General features: G+C 68.8%; 16 protein-coding genes, 2 pseudogenes and 1 riboswitch. Of the genes and pseudogenes, 10 read left to right on the plus strand and 8 right to left on the minus strand.

All coding sequences use genetic code 11. From position 1 onward, the window contains the following. Window positions 1–117: 117 nt before the first annotated feature. The 3 genes and pseudogenes from ACIQBL_RS39820 to ACIQBL_RS39830 form a co-directional block, all read left to right on the plus strand. Window positions 118–405 (plus strand): annotated as a pseudogene (locus ACIQBL_RS39820) (MFS transporter); the annotation flags it as partial. Window positions 406–409: 4 nt separating this feature from the next. Then, window positions 410–910, plus strand: a pseudogene (locus tag ACIQBL_RS39825) (peptidase S15); the annotation flags it as partial. Window positions 911–1,141: 231 nt separating this feature from the next. Beyond that, a riboswitch (cyclic di-AMP (ydaO/yuaA leader) is annotated at window positions 1,142–1,344 on the plus strand. 5 nt (window positions 1,345–1,349) lie between these two features. Continuing rightward, on the plus strand, window positions 1,350–1,823 hold the full coding sequence (locus tag ACIQBL_RS39830; RefSeq protein WP_401951461.1) for a transglycosylase SLT domain-containing protein: 474 nt from the start codon (window positions 1,350–1,352) through the stop codon (window positions 1,821–1,823). 102 nt (window positions 1,824–1,925) lie between these two features. On the opposite strand, the gene ACIQBL_RS39835 is transcribed toward ACIQBL_RS39830, so the two are convergent. From ACIQBL_RS39835 to ACIQBL_RS39855, 5 genes are all read right to left on the minus strand, one after another. Further along, on the minus strand, window positions 1,926–2,741 hold the full coding sequence (locus tag ACIQBL_RS39835) for an HAD family hydrolase (protein WP_401951463.1): 816 nt from the start codon (window positions 2,739–2,741) through the stop codon (window positions 1,926–1,928). Window positions 2,742–2,847: 106 nt separating this feature from the next. Then, window positions 2,848–3,876, minus strand: coding sequence for a LacI family DNA-binding transcriptional regulator (locus tag ACIQBL_RS39840; protein ID WP_401951465.1), 1,029 nt, complete (start codon window positions 3,874–3,876; stop codon window positions 2,848–2,850). A gap of 58 nt (window positions 3,877–3,934) precedes the next feature. After that, entirely contained in the window at window positions 3,935–4,816 is an 882-nt protein-coding gene (locus tag ACIQBL_RS39845) for a carbohydrate ABC transporter permease (protein WP_401951468.1), read from the minus strand. Continuing rightward, complete coding sequence (locus ACIQBL_RS39850; protein WP_401951471.1) at window positions 4,813–5,793, minus strand: carbohydrate ABC transporter permease; 981 nt, start codon at window positions 5,791–5,793, stop codon at window positions 4,813–4,815. Before ACIQBL_RS39850 ends, ACIQBL_RS39845 begins: the two co-directional genes overlap by 4 nt. After that, window positions 5,790–7,124 carry an ABC transporter substrate-binding protein gene (locus ACIQBL_RS39855; RefSeq protein ID WP_401951474.1) on the minus strand — a complete coding sequence of 445 codons (1,335 nt, stop codon included), beginning with the start codon at window positions 7,122–7,124 and terminating at the stop codon, window positions 5,790–5,792. Before ACIQBL_RS39855 ends, ACIQBL_RS39850 begins: the two co-directional genes overlap by 4 nt. Window positions 7,125–7,346: 222 nt before the next feature. On the opposite strand from ACIQBL_RS39855, the gene ACIQBL_RS39860 reads away from it, so the two are divergent. From ACIQBL_RS39860 to ACIQBL_RS39875, 4 genes are all read left to right on the plus strand, one after another. Further along, complete coding sequence (locus ACIQBL_RS39860) at window positions 7,347–9,353, plus strand: beta-galactosidase (RefSeq protein WP_401951476.1); 2,007 nt, start codon at window positions 7,347–7,349, stop codon at window positions 9,351–9,353. Window positions 9,354–9,413: 60 nt separating this feature from the next. Continuing rightward, the gene (locus tag ACIQBL_RS39865; RefSeq protein ID WP_401951479.1) at window positions 9,414–10,556 is read left to right on the plus strand and encodes an arabinogalactan endo-beta-1,4-galactanase; all 1,143 of its coding nucleotides are present in this window, start codon (window positions 9,414–9,416) and stop codon (window positions 10,554–10,556) included. 129 nt (window positions 10,557–10,685) lie between these two features. After that, on the plus strand, window positions 10,686–11,540 hold the full coding sequence (locus ACIQBL_RS39870) for a helix-turn-helix domain-containing protein (protein ID WP_401951482.1): 855 nt from the start codon (window positions 10,686–10,688) through the stop codon (window positions 11,538–11,540). Next, window positions 11,537–11,731 (plus strand): DUF397 domain-containing protein, encoded by a 195-nt coding sequence (locus ACIQBL_RS39875; RefSeq protein WP_401951485.1) that lies wholly within the window; start codon window positions 11,537–11,539, stop codon window positions 11,729–11,731. The genes ACIQBL_RS39870 and ACIQBL_RS39875 overlap by 4 nt, the downstream gene beginning before the upstream one ends. Window positions 11,732–11,850: 119 nt before the next feature. Here the strand turns inward: ACIQBL_RS39875 and ACIQBL_RS39880 are convergent, their stop codons facing one another. Continuing rightward, window positions 11,851–12,123, minus strand: a complete 273-nt coding sequence (locus ACIQBL_RS39880; protein ID WP_401951488.1) for a hypothetical protein — start codon at window positions 12,121–12,123, stop codon at window positions 11,851–11,853. Window positions 12,124–13,083: 960 nt separating this feature from the next. Between ACIQBL_RS39880 and ACIQBL_RS39885 the strand changes: the two genes are divergently transcribed. Further along, complete coding sequence (locus tag ACIQBL_RS39885) at window positions 13,084–13,803, plus strand: formylglycine-generating enzyme family protein (protein WP_401951491.1); 720 nt, start codon at window positions 13,084–13,086, stop codon at window positions 13,801–13,803. Window positions 13,804–13,850: 47 nt separating this feature from the next. On the opposite strand, the gene ACIQBL_RS39890 is transcribed toward ACIQBL_RS39885, so the two are convergent. Beyond that, complete coding sequence (locus ACIQBL_RS39890; RefSeq protein ID WP_401951493.1) at window positions 13,851–15,083, minus strand: FAD-dependent oxidoreductase; 1,233 nt, start codon at window positions 15,081–15,083, stop codon at window positions 13,851–13,853. Between the two features lie 98 nt (window positions 15,084–15,181). After that, complete coding sequence (locus ACIQBL_RS39895; RefSeq protein ID WP_401951496.1) at window positions 15,182–16,447, minus strand: ATP-grasp domain-containing protein; 1,266 nt, start codon at window positions 16,445–16,447, stop codon at window positions 15,182–15,184. A 220-nt stretch (window positions 16,448–16,667) separates the two neighbouring features. Between ACIQBL_RS39895 and fahA the strand changes: the two genes are divergently transcribed. Next, window positions 16,668–17,906 (plus strand): fumarylacetoacetase, encoded by a 1,239-nt coding sequence (gene fahA / locus ACIQBL_RS39900; protein WP_401951499.1) that lies wholly within the window; start codon window positions 16,668–16,670, stop codon window positions 17,904–17,906. Window positions 17,907–18,131: 225 nt separating this feature from the next. Further along, entirely contained in the window at window positions 18,132–19,073 is a 942-nt protein-coding gene (locus ACIQBL_RS39905; RefSeq protein ID WP_401951502.1) for a M56 family metallopeptidase, read from the plus strand. Window positions 19,074–19,302: the final 229 nt, after the last annotated feature.

The following is a 19,302-nucleotide window of genomic DNA, read 5'->3' on the forward strand; positions in this document are numbered from 1 at the left end:
ACCCACCCCCGTCCAGGCCAGGCGGTATCGGATCACGACCGGTATGTTTTTGATCAACTGATAAGAACGGACATTTATCGACTTACCTGGAAGTAGTGGAGCGCGTCCCGAACCGCACTGGAAGCCGAGCCCGACAGCGAGCCGCCTCCCGAGGACGACCACGCCTTCTTCGGCCAGCCCAGGGGCCTGCTCACACTCTCGGGGCTGGAGGTCTGGGAGCGCTTCTCGTTCCTCGGCATGCAGGCCATCCTCGTCCTCCACTTCGCGGATTCGGTCGCGCACGGCGGCATGGGCATGTCGTCCGGAACGGCCGCGTCCGTGTCCGCAGCCTACGGAACGCCGGCCTATCTCGTCTCGGTCTCGGACGGCTGGCTCGCCGACCGCATCCTCGGCCTGGTCAAGGCAAGCACCCGGGCGTCGCATCCGGCTCGCGGTGTCGTCGGCGTACTGGCCGTGGATCTGGCCCCAGCCGGAGTCGGCGGCGGGGTTCACGCCGGACCCGGAGGGGAGTGCGCTGGAACTCCCGGTGCGGGACCGGGAGTTGACTGCCGATATTCGTTTCGGCGAACCCGAGGAGGCCGAGCCGCTCGGGGTGCACCACCCGGCCACGCTCGACGAACCCCGGCACGGCGGCACGCGCGTGTACCCGGACGGGCTCGAATTCACCGAGGACGCGCTGGAGACGTACACGATCGACGAGGCGGACCCGTTGTCGGCCCGTACGCGGTCCGACCGGTCGATCCGGCCGCACCGGCCGGAGCCGGGGTGGGACACGACCGTGCGGACGCGGTCGGAGATCACTTGCGACGAAACGGACTTTCTCACCTCTAACGAGGTGATTTGCACCGAGGGTGGCGAAGTGATCTTTCACCGGACCCGGGAGAAAAGGATTCCGAGAACTGCCAGTTGAGGATGAATGCCCGATTTGCCGTTCTTCATTCTTCCGTGAGTTGGGTCACGCGTTTCCATGAATGGCCTGTGTCCCGGTCTGCCCGCGTTTCCCCTTGCGCCGTTTGACAGTTGAAGCTTGGCTCGCGCAAAGGATCAAGTGCCCCATACGCCCCAGACCAAGGTCAATAGGGGTGAGGTGTGATTCCGCCACTTGTTCCGGACATGTGCTCTCGCATACGTTCCCGGCCTGTCGAGCGGAACGCCGAATCCTGCCGCCGCCCGGCATCCCAGTCACGAACACATCTCGCACGGCAGGAGCGGGGGAACCAGGTAAGTCGCCGGACCGGCCATTGCACCGGGACGGCTTGGGGTTAAGTCACGTCCGTGAGGGCGTGGCCGGGCACCTCCCAGCCCGAACCCGACAGCTCACCTCGCAGGCGACGGAGAGGAACCTCGTCATGCCTGCAACCGCTCAGTCCCGCCGCGCCCGCCTTGTCCGCCGTGCCGTTGTCGCCGGTACCGGTGTCGCGATCCTCGCCCTGCCGATCGTCGGGGCGACCTCCGCTTCCGCGGCCACCACGTCTTCCACCTCGACCACGCTCGCCGGGTACCCCAACACCCTTGACGGGTGGATCCGGGAGTCGCTCGCGATCATGGCGCAGAAGGGGATTCCGGGGACGTACAACGGGATCTACCGGAACGTGATCCGTGAGTCGTCCGGTAACCCGTACGCGATCAACAACTGGGACTCCAACGCGGCGGCCGGTACGCCGTCGAAGGGGTTGCTTCAGGTGATCGACCCGACGTTCAGCGCGTATCACGTTGCCGGGACTGCGTTCGATCCGTATGACCCGGTTGCGAACATCACGGCTGCTTGTAACTACGCGGCGGCGGTGTACGGGTCTATCGACAACGTTTACGGGGCTTACTAGAAAACGTTGGATCAGCCACGACGGTTGTGTTTTGAGTGGCACCGCCGTCGTGGCTGGTCGCGCCCGCGCGGCGGAGCCGCAAATTGATACAGCCCCGCGCCCCTAAAAACCTTCGCTGAGGAGTCTTTCCAGGACCAGGGCGATTCCGTCGTCCTCGTTCGATGACGTCACCTCGTCCGCCACCGCCTTCAGTTCGGGGTGGGCGTTGGCCATCGCCACTCCGTGTGCCGCCCAGTCGAACATCGGGATGTCGTTCGGCATGTCGCCGAAGGCGATGGTGTCGGACGGGGTCAGGCCCAGGTGTTGGGCGGCGAGGGCCAGGCCGGTCGCCTTGGTGATGCCGAGTGGCTGGAGTTCGACGGTGCCGGGGCCGGACATGGTGACCGAGGCCAGTGAACCGACCACCGAGCGCGCCGTGGACGCCAACTCGTCGTCCGCCAGGGCGGGGTGGCGCAGCAGCACCTTGCTGATGGGTTCGGACCAGAGGTCGTCGCGCCGGCCCACCCGTACCGCGGGGAGCGTGGGGTGCGGCATCAGGTAGCCGGGCTCGATCAGGGTGAGGCCGTCCACGCCGTCCTGGTCGACGGCCGCGTACACCTGGCCCACCTCCGCCTCGATCTTGCCGAGCGCGGTCTCGGCCAGCTCCCGGTCCAGGGTGACCGACCAGAGCAGACGGTCCGCGCCGGCGTCGTACAACTGCGCGCCCTGTCCGCACACCGCGAGCCCCCTGCTGCCGAGGTCGTCGAGGAGCGGGCGCACCCTCGGGGCGGGCCGGCCGGTGACGACGAGGTGCCGGGCGCCGGCCGCCGTGACCCGTCGCAGTGCGGCGAGGGACCGGTCGGAGAGCGTGTCGTCGCCGCGCAGCAGCGTTCCGTCCAGGTCGGTGGCGATCAGTGCATATGCGAGGGGTGCGGCCATGATCAGAGAATACGGATGGAAAGGCCCCCGGACTCGACGCGAACCGGACGGCTGCCGCCTTCACATGCGTTGACCGGTGTTCCGGTTGACTTGACGGTGACGGCGGTCATGCCGACTCCCGGACGACCAGTTCCGTCGGCAGGATCACGCCCGCCGTGTCCTCTCCGGCGATCTGGGCCAGCAGCATCCGCACCATCTCGGCGCTGATGCGGTCGTAGGGCTGGCGCATGGTGGTGAGGGCCGGGGTGATGGAGGTGGCCGCCGCCGAGTCGTCGAAGCCTCCGACAGCGATGTCATCGGGGACCGAACGGCCGGATTGTTGAAGGGTGTTGACGACTCCCAGGGCCATGAGGTCCGAGGCTACGAACACCGCGTCGATGTCGGGGGCCTGGGACAGGAGTCTGCGGGCCGCTTCCTCGCCGCCCGTGCGGCGGTAGTCGCCCTCGACCACGAGCGCGGGGTCGTGGGGCAGACCCGCCTCGGTGAGGACGTCCCGGTAGCCGGCCAGGCGGTCGGGGCCGCCCGGGGCGTCGAGCGGGCCGGTGACCATGCCGATGCGGCGACGACCCCCGGCGACGAGGTGGCGGACCATCTCCTGGGCGCCGTCCCGGTCGGCCGCGGCCACGTAGCTGTACTTGGAGGCGGTGCCGAGCGGCTTGCCGCAGGCCACCAACGGGATGCCGGCGTCGCGGAGTTCGGCCGCGACCGGGTCGCCGCTGTGGTTGGAGACCAGGAGGACGCCGTCGACGTGGCCCGAGGTGATGTACCGCGTGAGGCGGCGGCGGTCGTCCTTGGAGGAGGCCAGCATCAGCAGCAGCGGGATGTCGTGCCGGGCCAGGTGTTCGGTGCAACCCCGCAGCAGGACATTGAAGTTGGGGTCCTCGAAGAACTTCTCCTGCGGCTCGGTGAGGAGGAACGCCACCGAGTCCGACCGTCCGGTGCTCAGGGAGCGGGCGTGCCGGTTGACGACGTAGCCCGTCTTCCTGATCGCCGTCTCCACGGCGGTGCGCGCGGCCGGTGAGACGTAGTGGCCGCCGTTCAGGTACCGGGAGACGGTCCCCCGGGAGACCCCTGCCTCCCGGGCCACGTCGTGGATGGTGGGCGGTTTTCGGCGTCCGTTCGGACTGGTGGTCATGTTCCTCGTTCTGCCCGTTCGGGTGCGGTGGGGGGAGGTACGACTCAGTGCTTGTGTCTCAGGCCTTTACCGATCCGCTCAAGAGATCCAGTGACCAGAACCGCTGGATCACCAGGAAGAGCCCGATCAGCGGCAGGATCGCGAGGAAACAGCCCATGATGACCAGGGTGTAGAGCGCCGGTTGCGAGGCGCCCTGGGAGAGCAGGGTGTAAAGGCCCAGTGTGAGCGGGAACTTGTTGTCGTCCGCGAGCATCACGTACGGCAGCAGGAAGTTGTTCCAGATGGCGACGAACTGGAACAGGAACACCGTGATGAGCCCCGGCATCATCATCGGCACCGCGATCCGCGAGAAGATCCGCCACTCGCTCGCGCCGTCCATGCGGGCGGCTTCGAGGAGTTCGTTGGGCACGGCCGCCGCCGCGTAGATACGGACGAGGTAGACGCCGTAGGGAGAGAGGATCGACGGCAGGAGCATCGACCAGTACGAGTCGGCCAGGCCCATCTTGGACAGCAGCAGGTACTGCGGGACGGTCAGCACGATGCTCGGGACCAGGACGCCGGCCAGCATCAGCTTGAAGACGAACTCCCGGCCGCGGAAGGCGAATCGGCCCAGCGCGTAGCCCGCGGCGGCGGAGACCGCGGCGGAGAGCAGGGCGCCGCCGCCCGCGTAGAAGAGGGAGTTGAGCATCCACTGCCAGAAGATGCCGTCCCGGTAGGAGCTCAACTCCCTGAAGTTGTCGAGGAATCCGGTGCCGGGGGCGAAGGTGAACGTGGAGAAGAGTTCGCCGCGGCCCTTCGTCGCCGCGATGACCACCCAGATCACGGGGATCAGGCAGTACAGCGAGCCGAGGACCAGCACCAGGGTGGGTACCCAGGCGGTGCGCTTCGGCTTCGCGGGGCCCTGCCGGGTGTCGACGGCGGTGAGGGTGAGGGGGGTCATGCCCGGTCCTCCCGGGTGTAGCGGTCGGAGACGCGCAGCAGCGTGAAGGAGAGCGCGAAGGTCGCCAGGGCCAGCACCACGGCGGTGGCGGAGGCGCCGTAGATGTCCGACCTGAGGAAGGCGGCGTCGTAGATGGCCATCAGCGGACTCCAGGAACTGGAGAGGCCGTTGGTCAGCGGCTTGAGTGCCATGGGCTCGGTGAAGACCTGGAGCGTGGCGATGACCGAGAAGAAGAACGTGAGCACGAGGGAGGGCAGCACGATCGGGATCTTGATCCGCAGGGCGATCTTCAGGTCGGAGGCGCCGTCGATCTTCGCGGCCTCGTAGATCTCCTGCGGGATCGCGCGCAGGGCGGTGTAGATGACGATCATGTTGAAGCCGGTGCCGCCCCACACCGCGATGTTCGCGAAGGACAGGTACAGGTTGCCGCCGTCGAACAGGTCCGGCTGCGGGAGGTTGAACTCGCGCAGGAGGTAGTAGAAGGGGCTGACCGCCGGCAGGTACAGGAAGCCCCACATCAGGGCGGCGATGATCCCGGGGACGGCGTACGGCAGGAAGATCGCGAGCCGGGCGAACTTGGCGCTGCGCGCCTGCGGGGTGTCCAGCATCAGCGCGAAGACCAGCGCCAGACCGAGCATCGTGGGGATGACGATCAGCCCGTAGCCGAAGGCGCGCAGGACGCTGTGGCCGAACTCGGAGTCGTGCAGGACGTCGGTGTAGTTGCCGATGCCGTTCCACACCTGCTGGCGGGCGCCCTTGCCGAGGCCGATGCCCTTGACCTGGACCTTGTGGAGACTGAGCCACACCGCGTACCCGATCGGTACGACGGTGAAGGCGGCGAACAGGAGCACGGCCGGTACGAGGAACCAGTACGGCGCGCTGCGGCCACGGCGGCGGGGGCGGACGGAGGTGGCGGTGCCGTCCGCCAAGGGCCCGGCCGTCAGCCGGTCGGAGCCCTTGAGCGGAGTGCTGGTCATGCCTCGGTCACCTTGAAGCCCTGCTTCTTCATGTCGGTGAAGGTCGCCGACTGCATGGTGGCGAGCGCGGTGTCGAACTGGGCGGACTTCTTCGCCTTGCTGGCCTTGCCGAACGCGTCGCTGAACGTGTCGTAGGCGACCTGGACGTTCGGGCCCCAGGCGGAGGCGGCCGTGGTCGCGGCGATCTTGGCGGCCGTGTCGTAGAAGTCGGTCTGGTTCGGGAAGAACGCGGGCGTGGTGAGCACCGAGCCGGACTGGCCCTTGGTGGCCGCCGGGTAGATGCCCGCCTCCTTGACCAGGGCGGCCAGCGCCTCCGGGTCGGTGTTCAGCCAGTTCGCGAACTTGGTCGCGGCCTCGGCGTGCTTGGAGTCGGTGGAGACACCGGTGGAGGAGCCGCCCCAGCTGCCGGTGACGCTCTCGCCCGCGCTCCACTGCGGGAGCGGCGCCATGCGCCACTTGCCCTTGGTGTCGGGGGCCGAGCTGATCAGGACACCGGGCGCCCACACGGCGGAGACCCAGGCGAGGTGGGTGCCCTTGTTCAGGGCGCTGCTCCAAGCCGGCGTGTACATCGGCTGGTTGTCGATCACGCCCTCCTGGACGAGACCGCCCCAGAAGTCGGTGACCTTCTTCGTCGCCGCGTCGTCGATGCCGACGGTCCACTTGCCGCCGCTGCCCACGGTCCACCACTTGGCGCCGGCCTGCTGCGCCAACCCCGCGAACAGACCGGGGTCGTTGGACGAGAACGTCGTCAAGTAGGCGTCCGGAACGGCCTTCTTGGCGGCACGGGCGGTCTTGGCGAAGTCGTCCCACGTCGTCGGGACGGTCAGATTGTGCTGCTTGAACAGGTCCTCGCGGTAGAAGAACATCAGCGGCCCGGAGTCCTGCGGGATCGCGTACACGGCGTCGGTGCCGAGCGTGACCATGGCCCAAAGGCCCTCGGCGAACTCGGACTTGGCGGACTTCGCGTACTTAGAGATATCCGCGAGCACGTCGTTCGAGACCAGCGTCGGCAGCGACTGGTACTCGACCTGGATGAGGTCGGGGGCGTTGCCCGCCTTCTTCGCGGTGATCAGCTTGGAGACGATGTCCTTGCCGGCGGCCTGCTTGGACACGGTGACCGTGATGTCCGGGTTCTTCTTGTTCCAGATCGCGGCGACCTTGTCCATGTTCGGCGCCCAGGACCAGTAGGTCAGCTTGACGGGCCCGCTGCTCTTGCCGGAGCTGTCGTCGGAACCGCCGCAGGCGGCGAGGGTGCCGGTGAGGCCGACGGCTGCTGCCCCGGCAAGAATGCCGCGCCTGCTCAACTGGTGGCGGTAGATCGACATGTTCATCTCCCCTGACTGAGTGCGAGCCGGTCCCCGATGTCCCATCGGAGATCCCGCATGCCCCGCACGGCTCTGTGACCGTGCACAGTAGAGAATTGTTTCGGACCCTTGTCAATGGATGAAGCCTGGGGTTACCTACTTGTTGCTGACGGGTGGCAGCCACGACCACCTATGTGCACGATCACAGAACCAGCCGAGTTTTAGCCGCCGACCTCCGGGAGCGAACCCATGCCGTCACCCGCCCCGCACGACCGTCTGCCGCTCGCCTTCGGAGGTGACTACAACCCCGAGCAGTGGCCGCAGGAGGTCTGGGAGGAGGACGTACGGCTGATGCGGGAGGCCGGCGTCACGGCGGTCTCCCTCGGCGTCTTCTCCTGGGCCCGCATGGAGCCGCGCCCCGGCGAGTACGACTGGGAGTGGCTCGACACGGTGCTGGGCCTGCTGCACACGGCCGGGATCTCCGTGAACCTCGGCACGCCCACCGTCGTCCCGCCGGCATGGTTCTACCGCGCGCACCCCGACGCGCTCCCGGTGACGCGCGAGGGCGTGCGCCTCGCCTTCGGCTCGCGGGGCGCGATCTGCCACTCGAACCCCGACTACCGTGCGGCGGCGGCGACGATCACGCGGGTGCTGGCCGAGCGCTACGGCAGCCACCCGGCCGTGGTCCTGTGGCACGTCCACAACGAGTACGGCGCCCCCGTGCTCGCCTGCTACTGCGATGTGTGCGCGGCGGCTTTCCGCGACTGGCTGCGCGTGCGCCACGACACCCTCGACGCCCTCAACCAGGCCTGGGGAACGGCCTTTTGGGGCCAGCAGTACGGCGACTGGGAGGAGATCACTCCGCCCCGGGCGACCCCGTCCGTATGCAATCCCACCCAGCAACTGGACTACCGGCGCTTCGCCGACGCCCAGGCCCGCGCCAACTTCGTGGCCGAGCGCGACATCCTGCACCGCCTCTCCCCCGGCGTCCCCGTCACCACCAACTTCATGGTCGCGCCGAGCCAGGGCCAGACCGTCGACTACTGGGCCTGGGCCAAGGAGGTCGACCTGGTCACCAACGACCACTACCTGATGACCGACGGCCGCCGCACCCACGTGAACCTGGCGCTGGCGGCGGACCTGACCCGCTCGGTGGCGGGCGGCGCCCCGTGGCTGCTGCTGGAACACGCCACGTCGGGGGTCAACTGGCAGCCGTACAACCCGGCGAAGCGCCCCGGCGAGATGGCCCGCAACTCACTCGGGCACGTGGCGCGGGGCTCCGAGGGCGCGATGTTCTTCCAGTGGCGGCAGTCGCAGTCGGGCGCGGAGAAGTTCCACACGGCGATGCTGGCGAACTCGGGTACGGACAACCGGGGTTGGCGCGAGGTGACGGAACTCGGCCACCGCGTCGGGGAGTTGAGTCGGGCCGGTCTGCGCGGCACGCGGACCCGGGGCGACGTGGCGATGGTGTGGTCGTGGGACTCCTGGTGGGCGCAGAGCCTGGAGTGGCGCCCGAGCCAGGACCTGGACGCGCGGGAACGCCTGGACTCCTTCTACGAGGCGCTCTACGACCGGCACTTGACGGTGGACTTCCTCCCGCCGACGGGGTTGGCCGACCTGGACCCGGCGAGGTATCCGCTGCTGGTGGTACCGCAGTTGTACTCGGCGCCGGCCGGGGTGGGCGCGGACCTGGAACGGTACGTGGCGCGGGGCGGCACGCTGCTGGTCTCCTTCTTCTCCGGGATCGTCGACGAGAACGACACGTTGCACGCGGGCGCGTATCCGGGGGCGCTGCGGGACGTACTCGGCCTGACGGTCGAGGAGTTCGACCCGTTGCTGCCGGGTGAGGCGGTGTCGGTACGGGGGACGGACGGCGCGCTGTACACGGCGGACCTCTGGTCGGAGGTCGTGGTGCCGGGTGCGGGCTGCGAGACGCTCGCCGTCTTCGCCGACGGCCGTACGACGGGCGGCCCGGCGCTGACCCGGCACGCGCTGGGGTCGGGGGCGGCGTGGTACCTGGCGACGCGGCTGACGGGCGCCGACCTGGCCGCCGTGGTGGACCTCGCCCTCGCGGACGCGGGGATCACGCCGGTCGATCTTCCCCGCGATGTCGAACTCGTCGTACGGGAGGGCGAGTCGGGGACGTTTCGCTTCGCGGTGAACCACACCGGGGGCGAGGTGAAGGTGGTGCTGCCGGACGGGAGCCGGGCGGCCGTACCGGCGGGCGGGGTGGAGATCTTCCGGGACCCGCACTGATCAACTCCCTTGCTTTGGAGCCCAGTTACTTCTTCTCTGTCAGTGAAAGGGAACTTCGCAATGCGCAGACGCAGTGTTCTTACGGCGGCCGGTGCCGCCGCGCTCGCGGTACCGGTACTGGGCGCGACGCCCGCGATGGCCGCGGACCGGCGCTGTCTGGAGATCCGGGGAATGGACATCTCGTCCCTCCCCAAGGACGAGGCGTACGGCGCGGTGTACCGCCGCGCGGACGGCCGCAGGGACGACCCGATCCGCATCCTGGCCGACGCGGGCATCACGCACGCCCGCCTCAAGGTCTGGGTGAACCCGGCCGACGGCTACAACACCAAGCAGCACATCCTGCCGCTGGCCAGGCGGTTGCGCCGGGCGGGCATCGGCATCTGGGTCGACTTCCACTACTCCGACACGTGGGCCGACCCGTCCCACCAGACCAAGCCGGCGGCCTGGGCCGACCTGGACGTGGCGGGCCTGACGAGGGCGGTCTACGACCACACGGCCGACGTACTGGGCGCCCTGCGCCGCCAGGGCACCCCGGCCGACCTGGTCCAGATCGGCAACGAGATCAACGGCGGCCTGCTCTGGCCCACCGGCAAGAACTGGGGCGACGACGCCGGGGGTTGGAGCACCCTGACGACGTTCCTCAAGGCAGGCCTGAACGCGGCGCGCGACACGACCCCGCGCATCCGCACGATGCTCCACATCGCCTCGGGCGGCGACAACGGCACGTCCCGCTGGTGGTACGACAACGTGGTGGCCGACGGGGTCGACTTCGACATCATCGCCCAGTCGTACTACCCGTTCTGGCACGGCGCCCCGGCAGCGGCGGCGGCCAACTTGGCGGATCTGGCGGCACGTTACGACAAGCCGGTGCTGATCGCGGAGACGGCGTACCCGTTCACGCTGGAGAGCGAGGACGCGACGAACGACATCATGTACGACCCCTCGCAGCTGACGGAGGGGTACCCGGCGACTCCGGCGGGCCAGGCCGCGTGGCTCCGCACGGTCGCCGACCTGATGGCGAACGTCCCCGGCGGCAAGGGCCTCGGCTACTGCTACTGGGAAGGCGTCTGGACCTACCGCAAGGGCGACGGCTGGGACCCGGCCGACCCGACGTCCGGCAACGCGTGGGAGAACCTGGCGCTGTTCGACTTCGACGACAAGGCGCTGCCGGGGTTGAGGACTTTGGGCCGCTACCGGTCATAACGCCTCCGCGTGACGAGTCCAACCCGTACGGTGACTTGTCCAGTGCTTGTCCGGTGCTGTCCGGACTGCTGGCAAGTGCTGTACGGGTAGGGGCGTGTGCGGCATGGCCGTACGACGGAGGAGCGCGGGATGAGCGTGGACAACGAGGTGGACGAGCCGGGTTGGGAGGTGGACCCGGACGACGAGTGGGGTTTGGCGGTCCTCGCGACGGTCGGGCGGCAGTTGAGGCTGCGGCGCGAGGCGGTGGGGATGCGGGTCGCGGACTTCGCGGTGACGGCGGGGTACGGCGAGGACCTGGTCTACAAGATCGAGGGCGGGAAGCGGATTCCCCGGCCCGAGTATCTGGACAAGGCCGAAGAGGTGCTGAGGGCAGATGGACTGATCGCGGCGATGAAGGAGGACGTCGCGCGGGTCCGGTACCCCAAGAAGGTGCGGGCGCTGGCGAAGATGGAGGCACAGGCGGTCGAACTTCAGCTCTACGATCCCCTGAACATCCACGGATTGCTCCAGACGCCGGAGTACGCACGCACCCTTCTTCTTATGAGGCGCCCCGCGTACACCGAGGACGAGGTGGAGCGGTACATCGCCGCACGTCTGGCCCGCAAGGCGATCTTCAAGCGGGACCCCGGGCCCGAACTGAGCTTCGTCCTGGAGGAGTGGACGCTACGACGTCCGCTCGGAGGGAAGGCATTGCTGCGCCGACAGCTGGAACATCTCCTGGAGACAGGACAGTTGAGGAACGTAGAGCTTCAGGTGATGCCGATGGACCGCGAGGAGCACGCGGGAGTCGACGGCGGAATCGATGTGCTGAAGTTCGCCGACGGCTCGGCGGTGGGACGCTCGCCGGTGGTGGCGAACGGCCGACCGGTCTCGGAGCCCAGGCAGCTACGTATCCTTGAACTGCGGTATGGCATCATCCGGGCTCAGGCTCTCACCCCGCGTGAGTCAACAGCCTTCATCGAGCAACTGCTGGGGGAAACATGATCCGCGAGCCCGAACTGGCCTGGTTCAAAAGCAGCTACAGCAGCGGCTCCGAAGGCGACTCCTGCGTCGAAGTAGCCAACACCCCCGCCACGATCCACATCCGTGACTCCAAGCACAACACCCAGGGCCCCCGGTTCACCGTCACGGCAGCGGCATGGACGAACTTCGTGACGTACGCGTCCGAAGCCTGACCCACCCCCCACCCCCACCCTTCGCCAAAAATGTGACACTCCACCCCGAAGTGTCACATTTCCGCTACAGCATCCGCCGGGCAAAGGCCACCGCTCACCGCTCACCTCAACGAGCGTCTCTACTCGGAGAGTTGTGCGATGGCCGCCTGTACCGTTTCCAGCAGCGCGGCCAGGCCGGGCACCTCCCACTCCGCGGCCGTATAGGTCATGATGACGCTCGTCCCCACGGCGTCGATCTCCACGACCCGCCTCCCCTTCCGGTCGGGGCCGGTGACACTCAGGCGCATGTGCCGGATGTGGAAGCGTTTGGGGTAGTTGCCGAAGATCTCCAGAATCCGACCGTCGAACGAGTACAACTGGTGGCCGACCACAGCCATGATCTCGTCATTCATACGGGAAACCCTATGCACGGTGATCAACCGGTGCCAGGCCCCCGTCGCGCACCACTACCCCCACTCCCCCCACCACCACCGAACCCCACCTGCACGCGCACAAGTTGGTCCTGAGGTCGAAGAACTGGCAGGACGCCCCGCCTTGGTGATCGGTAGGTATCGACAGGCCGGAGTGGGGGACGCGATGTTGCAGGTTCTGTACAACAGGGAAACCCGAGAGCTCGAAAAACCGGCACCCCTCCCCCTACGAGAGGCCGCTGTCCGAGATCGCGTCCCGGGAGGATCCAGACCGCGACACCGCATCGATCGTCACGGAGGACAGGATCCTGAGGATCCAGGGAGGGCGAAAAGCTCTCAACCTCCTCGCCGACAACATCGAAGGCTTCGCCTCCGAGGCAGACACAAGCGATCATCTCCACGTCGACTCCCCGACGTACGACTACATCGCGCCGAAGTCGGACCCGTTGGTGATTGCGTTCATGAGATGACCGGGAAGCTCTCGACGTCATCCGCGTGATCCTGCTGCCCGGGTGGGTGGAGCTGGACATCACCTCGCACCGGAGTCCGAGTTCGGCGCCCGGGGACCGCCCCGGCGGTTGAACGCCACGGCGTGGCAGGGCCGCCACCCGCGTACGGCGCGAAGGTGACGTGTCGGGGGGTGTCCGCCCGCAGCGGTTGGCGCGTCAACACGGCCGCGTTGGTAGGCAACCGATTCCGCGCCGTTCCGAGGACGGATACCCCCCGGCGCGGCACCGACCCACAACGAAACCGCAGGCGAACCACCCACACACCCGCACCCGGCCACCCACCGCAACCCACCAACCCGCCAACCCACCAACCCACCAACCCGCCAACCCACCAACCCGCCAACCCGCCACCGCACCAGAACCCCGCCCCGCCCTGACCACGACGATCACGTCCACGACGATCGCGTCCACAACAACGGAGCCGACGTAACACATGGGCACGACCACACACATCGACCTCACCCCCGTCCCGTCCGGCCAGGTCACCCTCTCCGACCGCCGCACGGAACGCAGTTGGACCGTCGACCTGGCCCCCTTCCACCTCGGCACCCTCCCCGTCACCCAGGAGCAGTACGCCCAGGTCACCGGCGAACACCCCAGCACCGCACGGGGCGACCGTCTCCCCGTAGAAACCGTGTCATGGCGCGACGCGGCACACTTCTGCAACTCCCTTTCCCAACAAGAGAAGTTGACCCCCGCGTACGACTTCGCCGCCCCCGGCGAGGCCGGCGAAGCCGACGAAGCCCCCGAAGCCCCCGAAGCCGCCGTCCGGCAGAACCTCTCCGCCGACGGCTACCGCCTCCCCACCGAGGCCGAGTGGGAGTACGCGTGCCGGGCAGGGACAAGCGGCCCACGCTACGGACCACTCGACGACATCGCCTGGCACCGCGGCAACTCCGAGGAACGCCCCCACGAACCAGGCACCCGACAGCCCAACCCGTGGGGCCTGCACGACATGCTGGGCAACGTATGGGAATGGTGCTGGGACCTCTACGACCCCGAGATCTACGGTACGTACCGCGTACTACGCGGCGGCGGATGGTTCGACGAACACTGGAGCTGCCGTGCCTCCGTACGACGCCGAAGCCACCCGACCTTCCGCGTCGACGACGTGGGCTTCCGCGTCGCCCGATCATCGACTCTGCCGAAGTAACGGCCCGTCAACCAGCCCGTCAACCAACCCGTCAAGCAGCCCGTCAACTACCCGTGCGCCGCCGCCAGATGCCTGGCCAACCTCGGCGAAGCGAACTCCGTCCCGCACACGAACCGCATCACCGGCCCGTACGACGAAGCCGCAGGCAATCCCGTGAAGTACACCCCCGGCACGGACGACACATACCCCGCCCCGAGCTTCGGCGTACCCCGGCTCACCGCCAACCGGGTCCGCAACTCATGCCCCAGGAAGTCCATCGCCGCGATGTCCACCCGATACCCCGTCGCGGATATCACGTGATCGGCGGTCAGCTGCTGCGTACCCCCACCCGGAGTCGCGACCGTGAGCACAGGCCCGCCGTTCACCCCGCCCACCTCCGCCCGCACGATCCGCTCGACCTCGCTGACCTGCACCTTCCCCTCGAACCGCTCACGCAGCCACCACGCCCCGAGCGGACCGAGCACCCGGCGGACCAGGTAGTGCCGGGTCTGCTCGGGCAGATAGCGGTACGGCTGCGGGTAGTAACTCAACGCCCACAGCGACCACGCCCGCCCGAACGGCGACTCGGGACGCAGCTTCGGCTGCTCCCACGGCGCCGCGCCGAAGGAGACCCGCCCCCGCCCGCGCGAGACGATCCGCACACTCGCCCCCGCCTCCGCCGCGAGCGCCGCCGTCTCCAGCGCGGACTGCCCGGCGCCGACGACGATCAGCTCCTTGCCCTTGAACCCGCTCAGGTCGTGGTGCTGGGAACTGTGCGAGACGGGACCGGTGGGCGCGGGCCCGTCGGCCGCCGCTGCGGCCAGCTCGGGCGGGAGCTTGGCGAGCCCGGAGAGCCCGGTCGCCACGACCACCGCCCGCGCCGTGAACAACTCCCCCGAGTCCAGCTTGATCTCGAAGCCACCGCCCTTGTTCCGGTCCACGTTCCGATCGACGTTCCGGTCCACGGACACGACCCGCACCCGCTCCAGCTCGGGCACCAGCTTCTGCTGGAACCACTCGCCGTAACCGATGAAGGTCTCCACCGGGATGATGTCCTCGTCGGTGACCAGGCGGGGGATGCCGGCCGCGTCGCAGTAGTCGACGAGCTTGTGGCCGGGCTGCGGGGCGTCGAAGCTGGAGGCGGCGGGGGTCGACTTCAGGAGCATCCCGGCGGGCATGTGGTCACGCCAACTGACCATGGGCTCGCCGAAGACACGGACCGGAATGCCGCGCGCCCGCAGATGCGCGGCGGTGGAAAGGCCGAACGGCCCGGCGCCGATGACTGCTACCGGTTGAATCACGAAGTCCCTCCCGAGGACGTCAATTCGTCACTTCGTGCTGGTACTGCTGCCAGAGGTCACTGGCTACTTGCCCACTCCTAGCCACTAGCCACTAGCCACTAGCTGGTACTGGTACTGCTGCCACGCCGATTGGTACGCCACAGCTGGTAGAGATGCCGCGCGCCCGGCCGCACAAAGCGGGCGAGCATCGTGAAGAACGGCCGCAGATCGTCACCCGCGAGCCAGGCCAGCTCCGTCCCGGTCGCCCTCGCCGGCGCGTGCGGTGTCGTATAGCCGCTGCGCCGGTAGGCGAGGAGGGCGGGCAGGTCGATGTTCTCCACGATGTACCGGTGCCCGGCGCGCTGTTCCCCCTCCGGGACGGAGCGGCCGGTCAGGTCGAGGTGCATGGCGCGGACTACGTCCACCCCCGACTCGTTCTCGAAGAGCCGGAACTGGGCGCCCATGCGGGGGTTGAAGTCGAGCAGTTTGTACTGACCGTCGCGCCGGTCGAAGCGCAGGTCTAGGTCGACGATTCCGGTGAAGCCGATCTGTTTGATGAAACGCGCGGCGAGGTCCGCGAGTTCCGGATTGTCCACGACATACGCATTCGCCGTCATGCCCGCGTGCGGCGGCCAGGAGCGCACCTTGACGCCGGTGAACATGGCGAGCGGGGTCGAGTCCTGGTCGAAGTAGGCGTGCACGATCCAGTCCTCGGCGTCCTCCCTCGGCAGGTACTCCTGGAGGATCACGCCGGGGTGCTCACCCCAGTCACGGGCGAGCGTGAGCAGCCCCTCGCGGGTGGTGATCTTCGTCGTACCGTTCACCGCCGGCTGCGAGCGCCGTACGAACGCCTCCCTGTTCTTGGCCACGATCGGGAAACGGGCCTTCTCCGCGAAGTCGACGATGTCGTCGTACGACTGCGGGAAGGCGGCCGTGGGGCTGGGTATGCCGTGTTCCACGCAGAGTTCGTGCAGTCCCTGCTTGCTCGCGAGGTGGCGCGGCAACTCCCGCTCCACGCGCGGGAAGAGGAAGCGGTCGCCGAGCGCGTCCTGGTGCTCGGCGATCAGGACGGCGGCCTCTTCGTCGGTGGGTATGAGGACCGTGGGACGGCCGATACGGCGCCCGATGCGCAGCAGACCCTCCACGAGTCGCCCGGGTTCCTCCGTGCCGGTCGTCGGCCACACGAACGCGCGCTCCAGATAACGGGACACGGCCGCCGGCGTGTAACGGTCCTCCGTAATCGCATACATCGGCACGCCGAGGCGCCCCAGACTGCGGATCGCGCCCACGCCTCCGTGATGCAGCGGATAGTCGCCGAACTTCACGATCAGGCCCGGCACTTGGCGGTCGGCCTCGAAAGGCACGCTGCCGGTGCTTTTGGCCACGGGTCCCCCCACGTGTCCCCCCTACGGACCGGACCCACCCCGTCCGTGTCCCCCAAAGGACGCTAAGCCGGAATTGCCGCTTCCGACAAGACCTATTCGGACATTGCGAACTCTTTAGACACTGCCGAGACGTGCAACTCACCCGTAACGTTTGGCGCGGCGATACGCCATCACCCGACATACGGATCGCACGAGTACGCACGAGAGTGAGGCAGTACCCATGCCCCCCTTCGACCTTCCCGAGGGCGACCCCTTCGGTCCGCACAACCTTCCGTACGGCGTCTTCTCCCCGACCGGCTCCCCGACCGGCTCCCCAACCGGTTCGGACCGGCGGACCGTCGGCGTCCGGCTCGGCGACCACGTGCTCGACGCGGGCGCCGCCGCCACCGCGCTCGGCTCGCCGTACGTCTCCCTGCTCGCGCACCCCACCCTCACCCCGCTGCTCGCCGCCGGCCACACGGCCTGGTCGGACGTCCGGCGCGCGCTGACCGCGTGGGTCACGGTGCCGTCCCACCAGGAGACGATCGCGCCCTACTTCCACCCACTCTCGTCGGTGACCCTGCACCTCCCCTTCGAGGTCGCGGACTACGTCGACTTCTACGCCTCCGAGAACCACGCCCGGAACGTCGGCCGCATCTTCCGCCCCGACGCCCCCGACTCGCTGACCCCCAACTGGAAGCACCTGCCCATCGGTTACCACGGCCGCTCCGGCACGATCGTGGTCTCGGGCACGGATGTCGTACGCCCGTCCGGCCAGCGCAAGGCCCCGTCCGACCCGGCGCCCGTCTTCGGCCCGTCCGTCCGGCTGGACATCGAGGCGGAGGTCGGGTTCGTGGTCGGGACGCCGTCCGAGATGGGCGAACCGGTGGCTCTCGCCGACTTCCGCGAGCACGTCTTCGGCCTGTGCCTCCTCAACGACTGGTCGGCACGGGACATCCAGGCCTGGGAGTACGTCCCCCTCGGCCCGTTCCTCGGCAAGTCCTTCGCCACGTCGGTGTCGGCGTGGATCACCCCGCTGGACGCGCTGGAGGAGTCGCGGGTGGCACCGCCCGAGCGCACGCACGAACTCCTGCCCTACCTGGACGACTCGGCCGAGGAACCCGGCGGCTACGACCTCCGCATCTCCGTCGCGATCAACGGCCACACGGTCTCCGAGCCGCCGTTCTCCACCATGTACTGGACGGCCGCGCAGCAACTCGCCCAGATGACGGTCAACGGCGCCTCCCTGCGCACCGGCGACCTGTACGGCTCGGGCACGGTCAGCGGGCCGGCGGAACGCGAACGCGGTTCGCTGCTGGAACTGACCTGGAACGGCCGGGACGCCCTCGAACTCCCGGACGGCAAGCGGACGTTCCTGGAGGACGGGGATGTCGTGACCCTGTCGGCGTGGGCGCCGGGGGCGGACGGTACACGAGTCGGGCTGGGCGAGGTCATCGGGCGGATCGTGGCACGGGACTGAGGTGCGGGGCGCGGCGGACGGGGTGGGTCCGGTGCTCGCCGTACACCTGACTCCGGCCGCCGGTGCCGTCATACTGACGGCGGGCGACCCACACGCCGTGGCCCCGCCCGCGGGTACAGCCGCACCCGCACGTTCCGCCCCTCCCACCCTTCCCGCCCCTTCTGTTCCTTTCATTCGTTCCGCCCCTTCTGTTCGTTCCGTTGACCAGGATCCGGAGCCCGTGGCATGACCGTCTGCCTGCTCCTGCTGAGCGTCGTCGCCGTCTCGGCCGCCGTTCCGGCTCCGCGCGCGCTGACCCGGGCCGTGTGGCCGGAGCGGGAACCCGTGGTCGGCCTGTGGGCATGGCAGTGTCTGGTCGCGACCGTCCTGCTGTGCTGTCTGGCCGCCCTCGTGCTGGGTGCCGCCGCCGTCTTCCACACCGTCCGTGACCATGTCTTCGCCCCCGCTCCCTCCGCCGTCACCGCGGCCTACGACCTCTCCGCCGCCCCCGTCTGGGCGGTCGCCCTCACGCTGTCACTCGCCTGCGGTGCCGCCTGGACCACGGCGATGCTGGCCCGCGAACTCGCCGAGGCCCGCCGCCGTCGCGGCCAGGCCCGCGCGCATCTGCGCGAGCGCGCCCCCGACCTGCCCGCCGGCCTGCCCCCCGCACGGGGTCCTCTGCTCGTCCTGGAGGACGAGTACCCGGACGCCTGGTGGATGCCGGGCCATCCGCCCCAACTGGTCGTCACCACGGGCGCCCTGCACCGCCTCACCGGCCACCAGCTCGACGCGGTCCTCACCCACGAACGCGGTCATGCCCGCGCCCACCACGACTGGCTGCTGCACCTGTCGACCGCGCTGGCCTCCGGCTTCCCGCACGTCCCCCTGTTCGCCCACTTCTGCGACCAGACCCACCGCCTGGTCGAACTCGCCGCCGACGACACCGCCTCCCGTCAATGCGGCCACCTGACCACGGCGTTGGCGCTGATCGAGCTGAACAACCACCGAGGCGTCCTCTCCTGCGCCTCCAGCCACCGCCTCCTCGGCGAACGCGTCGACCGCCTCCTGGACCCCCGCCCGAGGCTGGGCCGCCGACGCCGCGCCCTGACGACGACAGTGGCGGCCCTGGTCCCGCTCCTGCCCCTGCTGATCGTGTTCGCACCGGGGCTTCTTACGACCCTGAGCTGAGGGCCGTGAGCTGAGGGCCCTGGGTTAACGGCCCTCGACTGGGGTCCCGGACTTACGGCCCTGGCCGGAGAGCCCCGAACTTACGGTCCTGGACCGAGCGTCTCGGGCTGACGGTCCTGGACCGAGGGGGCCCGGACTTACGGCCCTGGCCGGAGAGTCCCGAACTTACGGTCCTGGACCGAGGGTCTCGGCCTGACGGTCCTGGACCGAGGGCAGCACCGGGCTCCGT

It is taken from the genome of Streptomyces sp. NPDC088350, assembly GCF_044753545.1.
Lineage (GTDB): Bacteria > Actinomycetota > Actinomycetes > Streptomycetales > Streptomycetaceae > Streptomyces.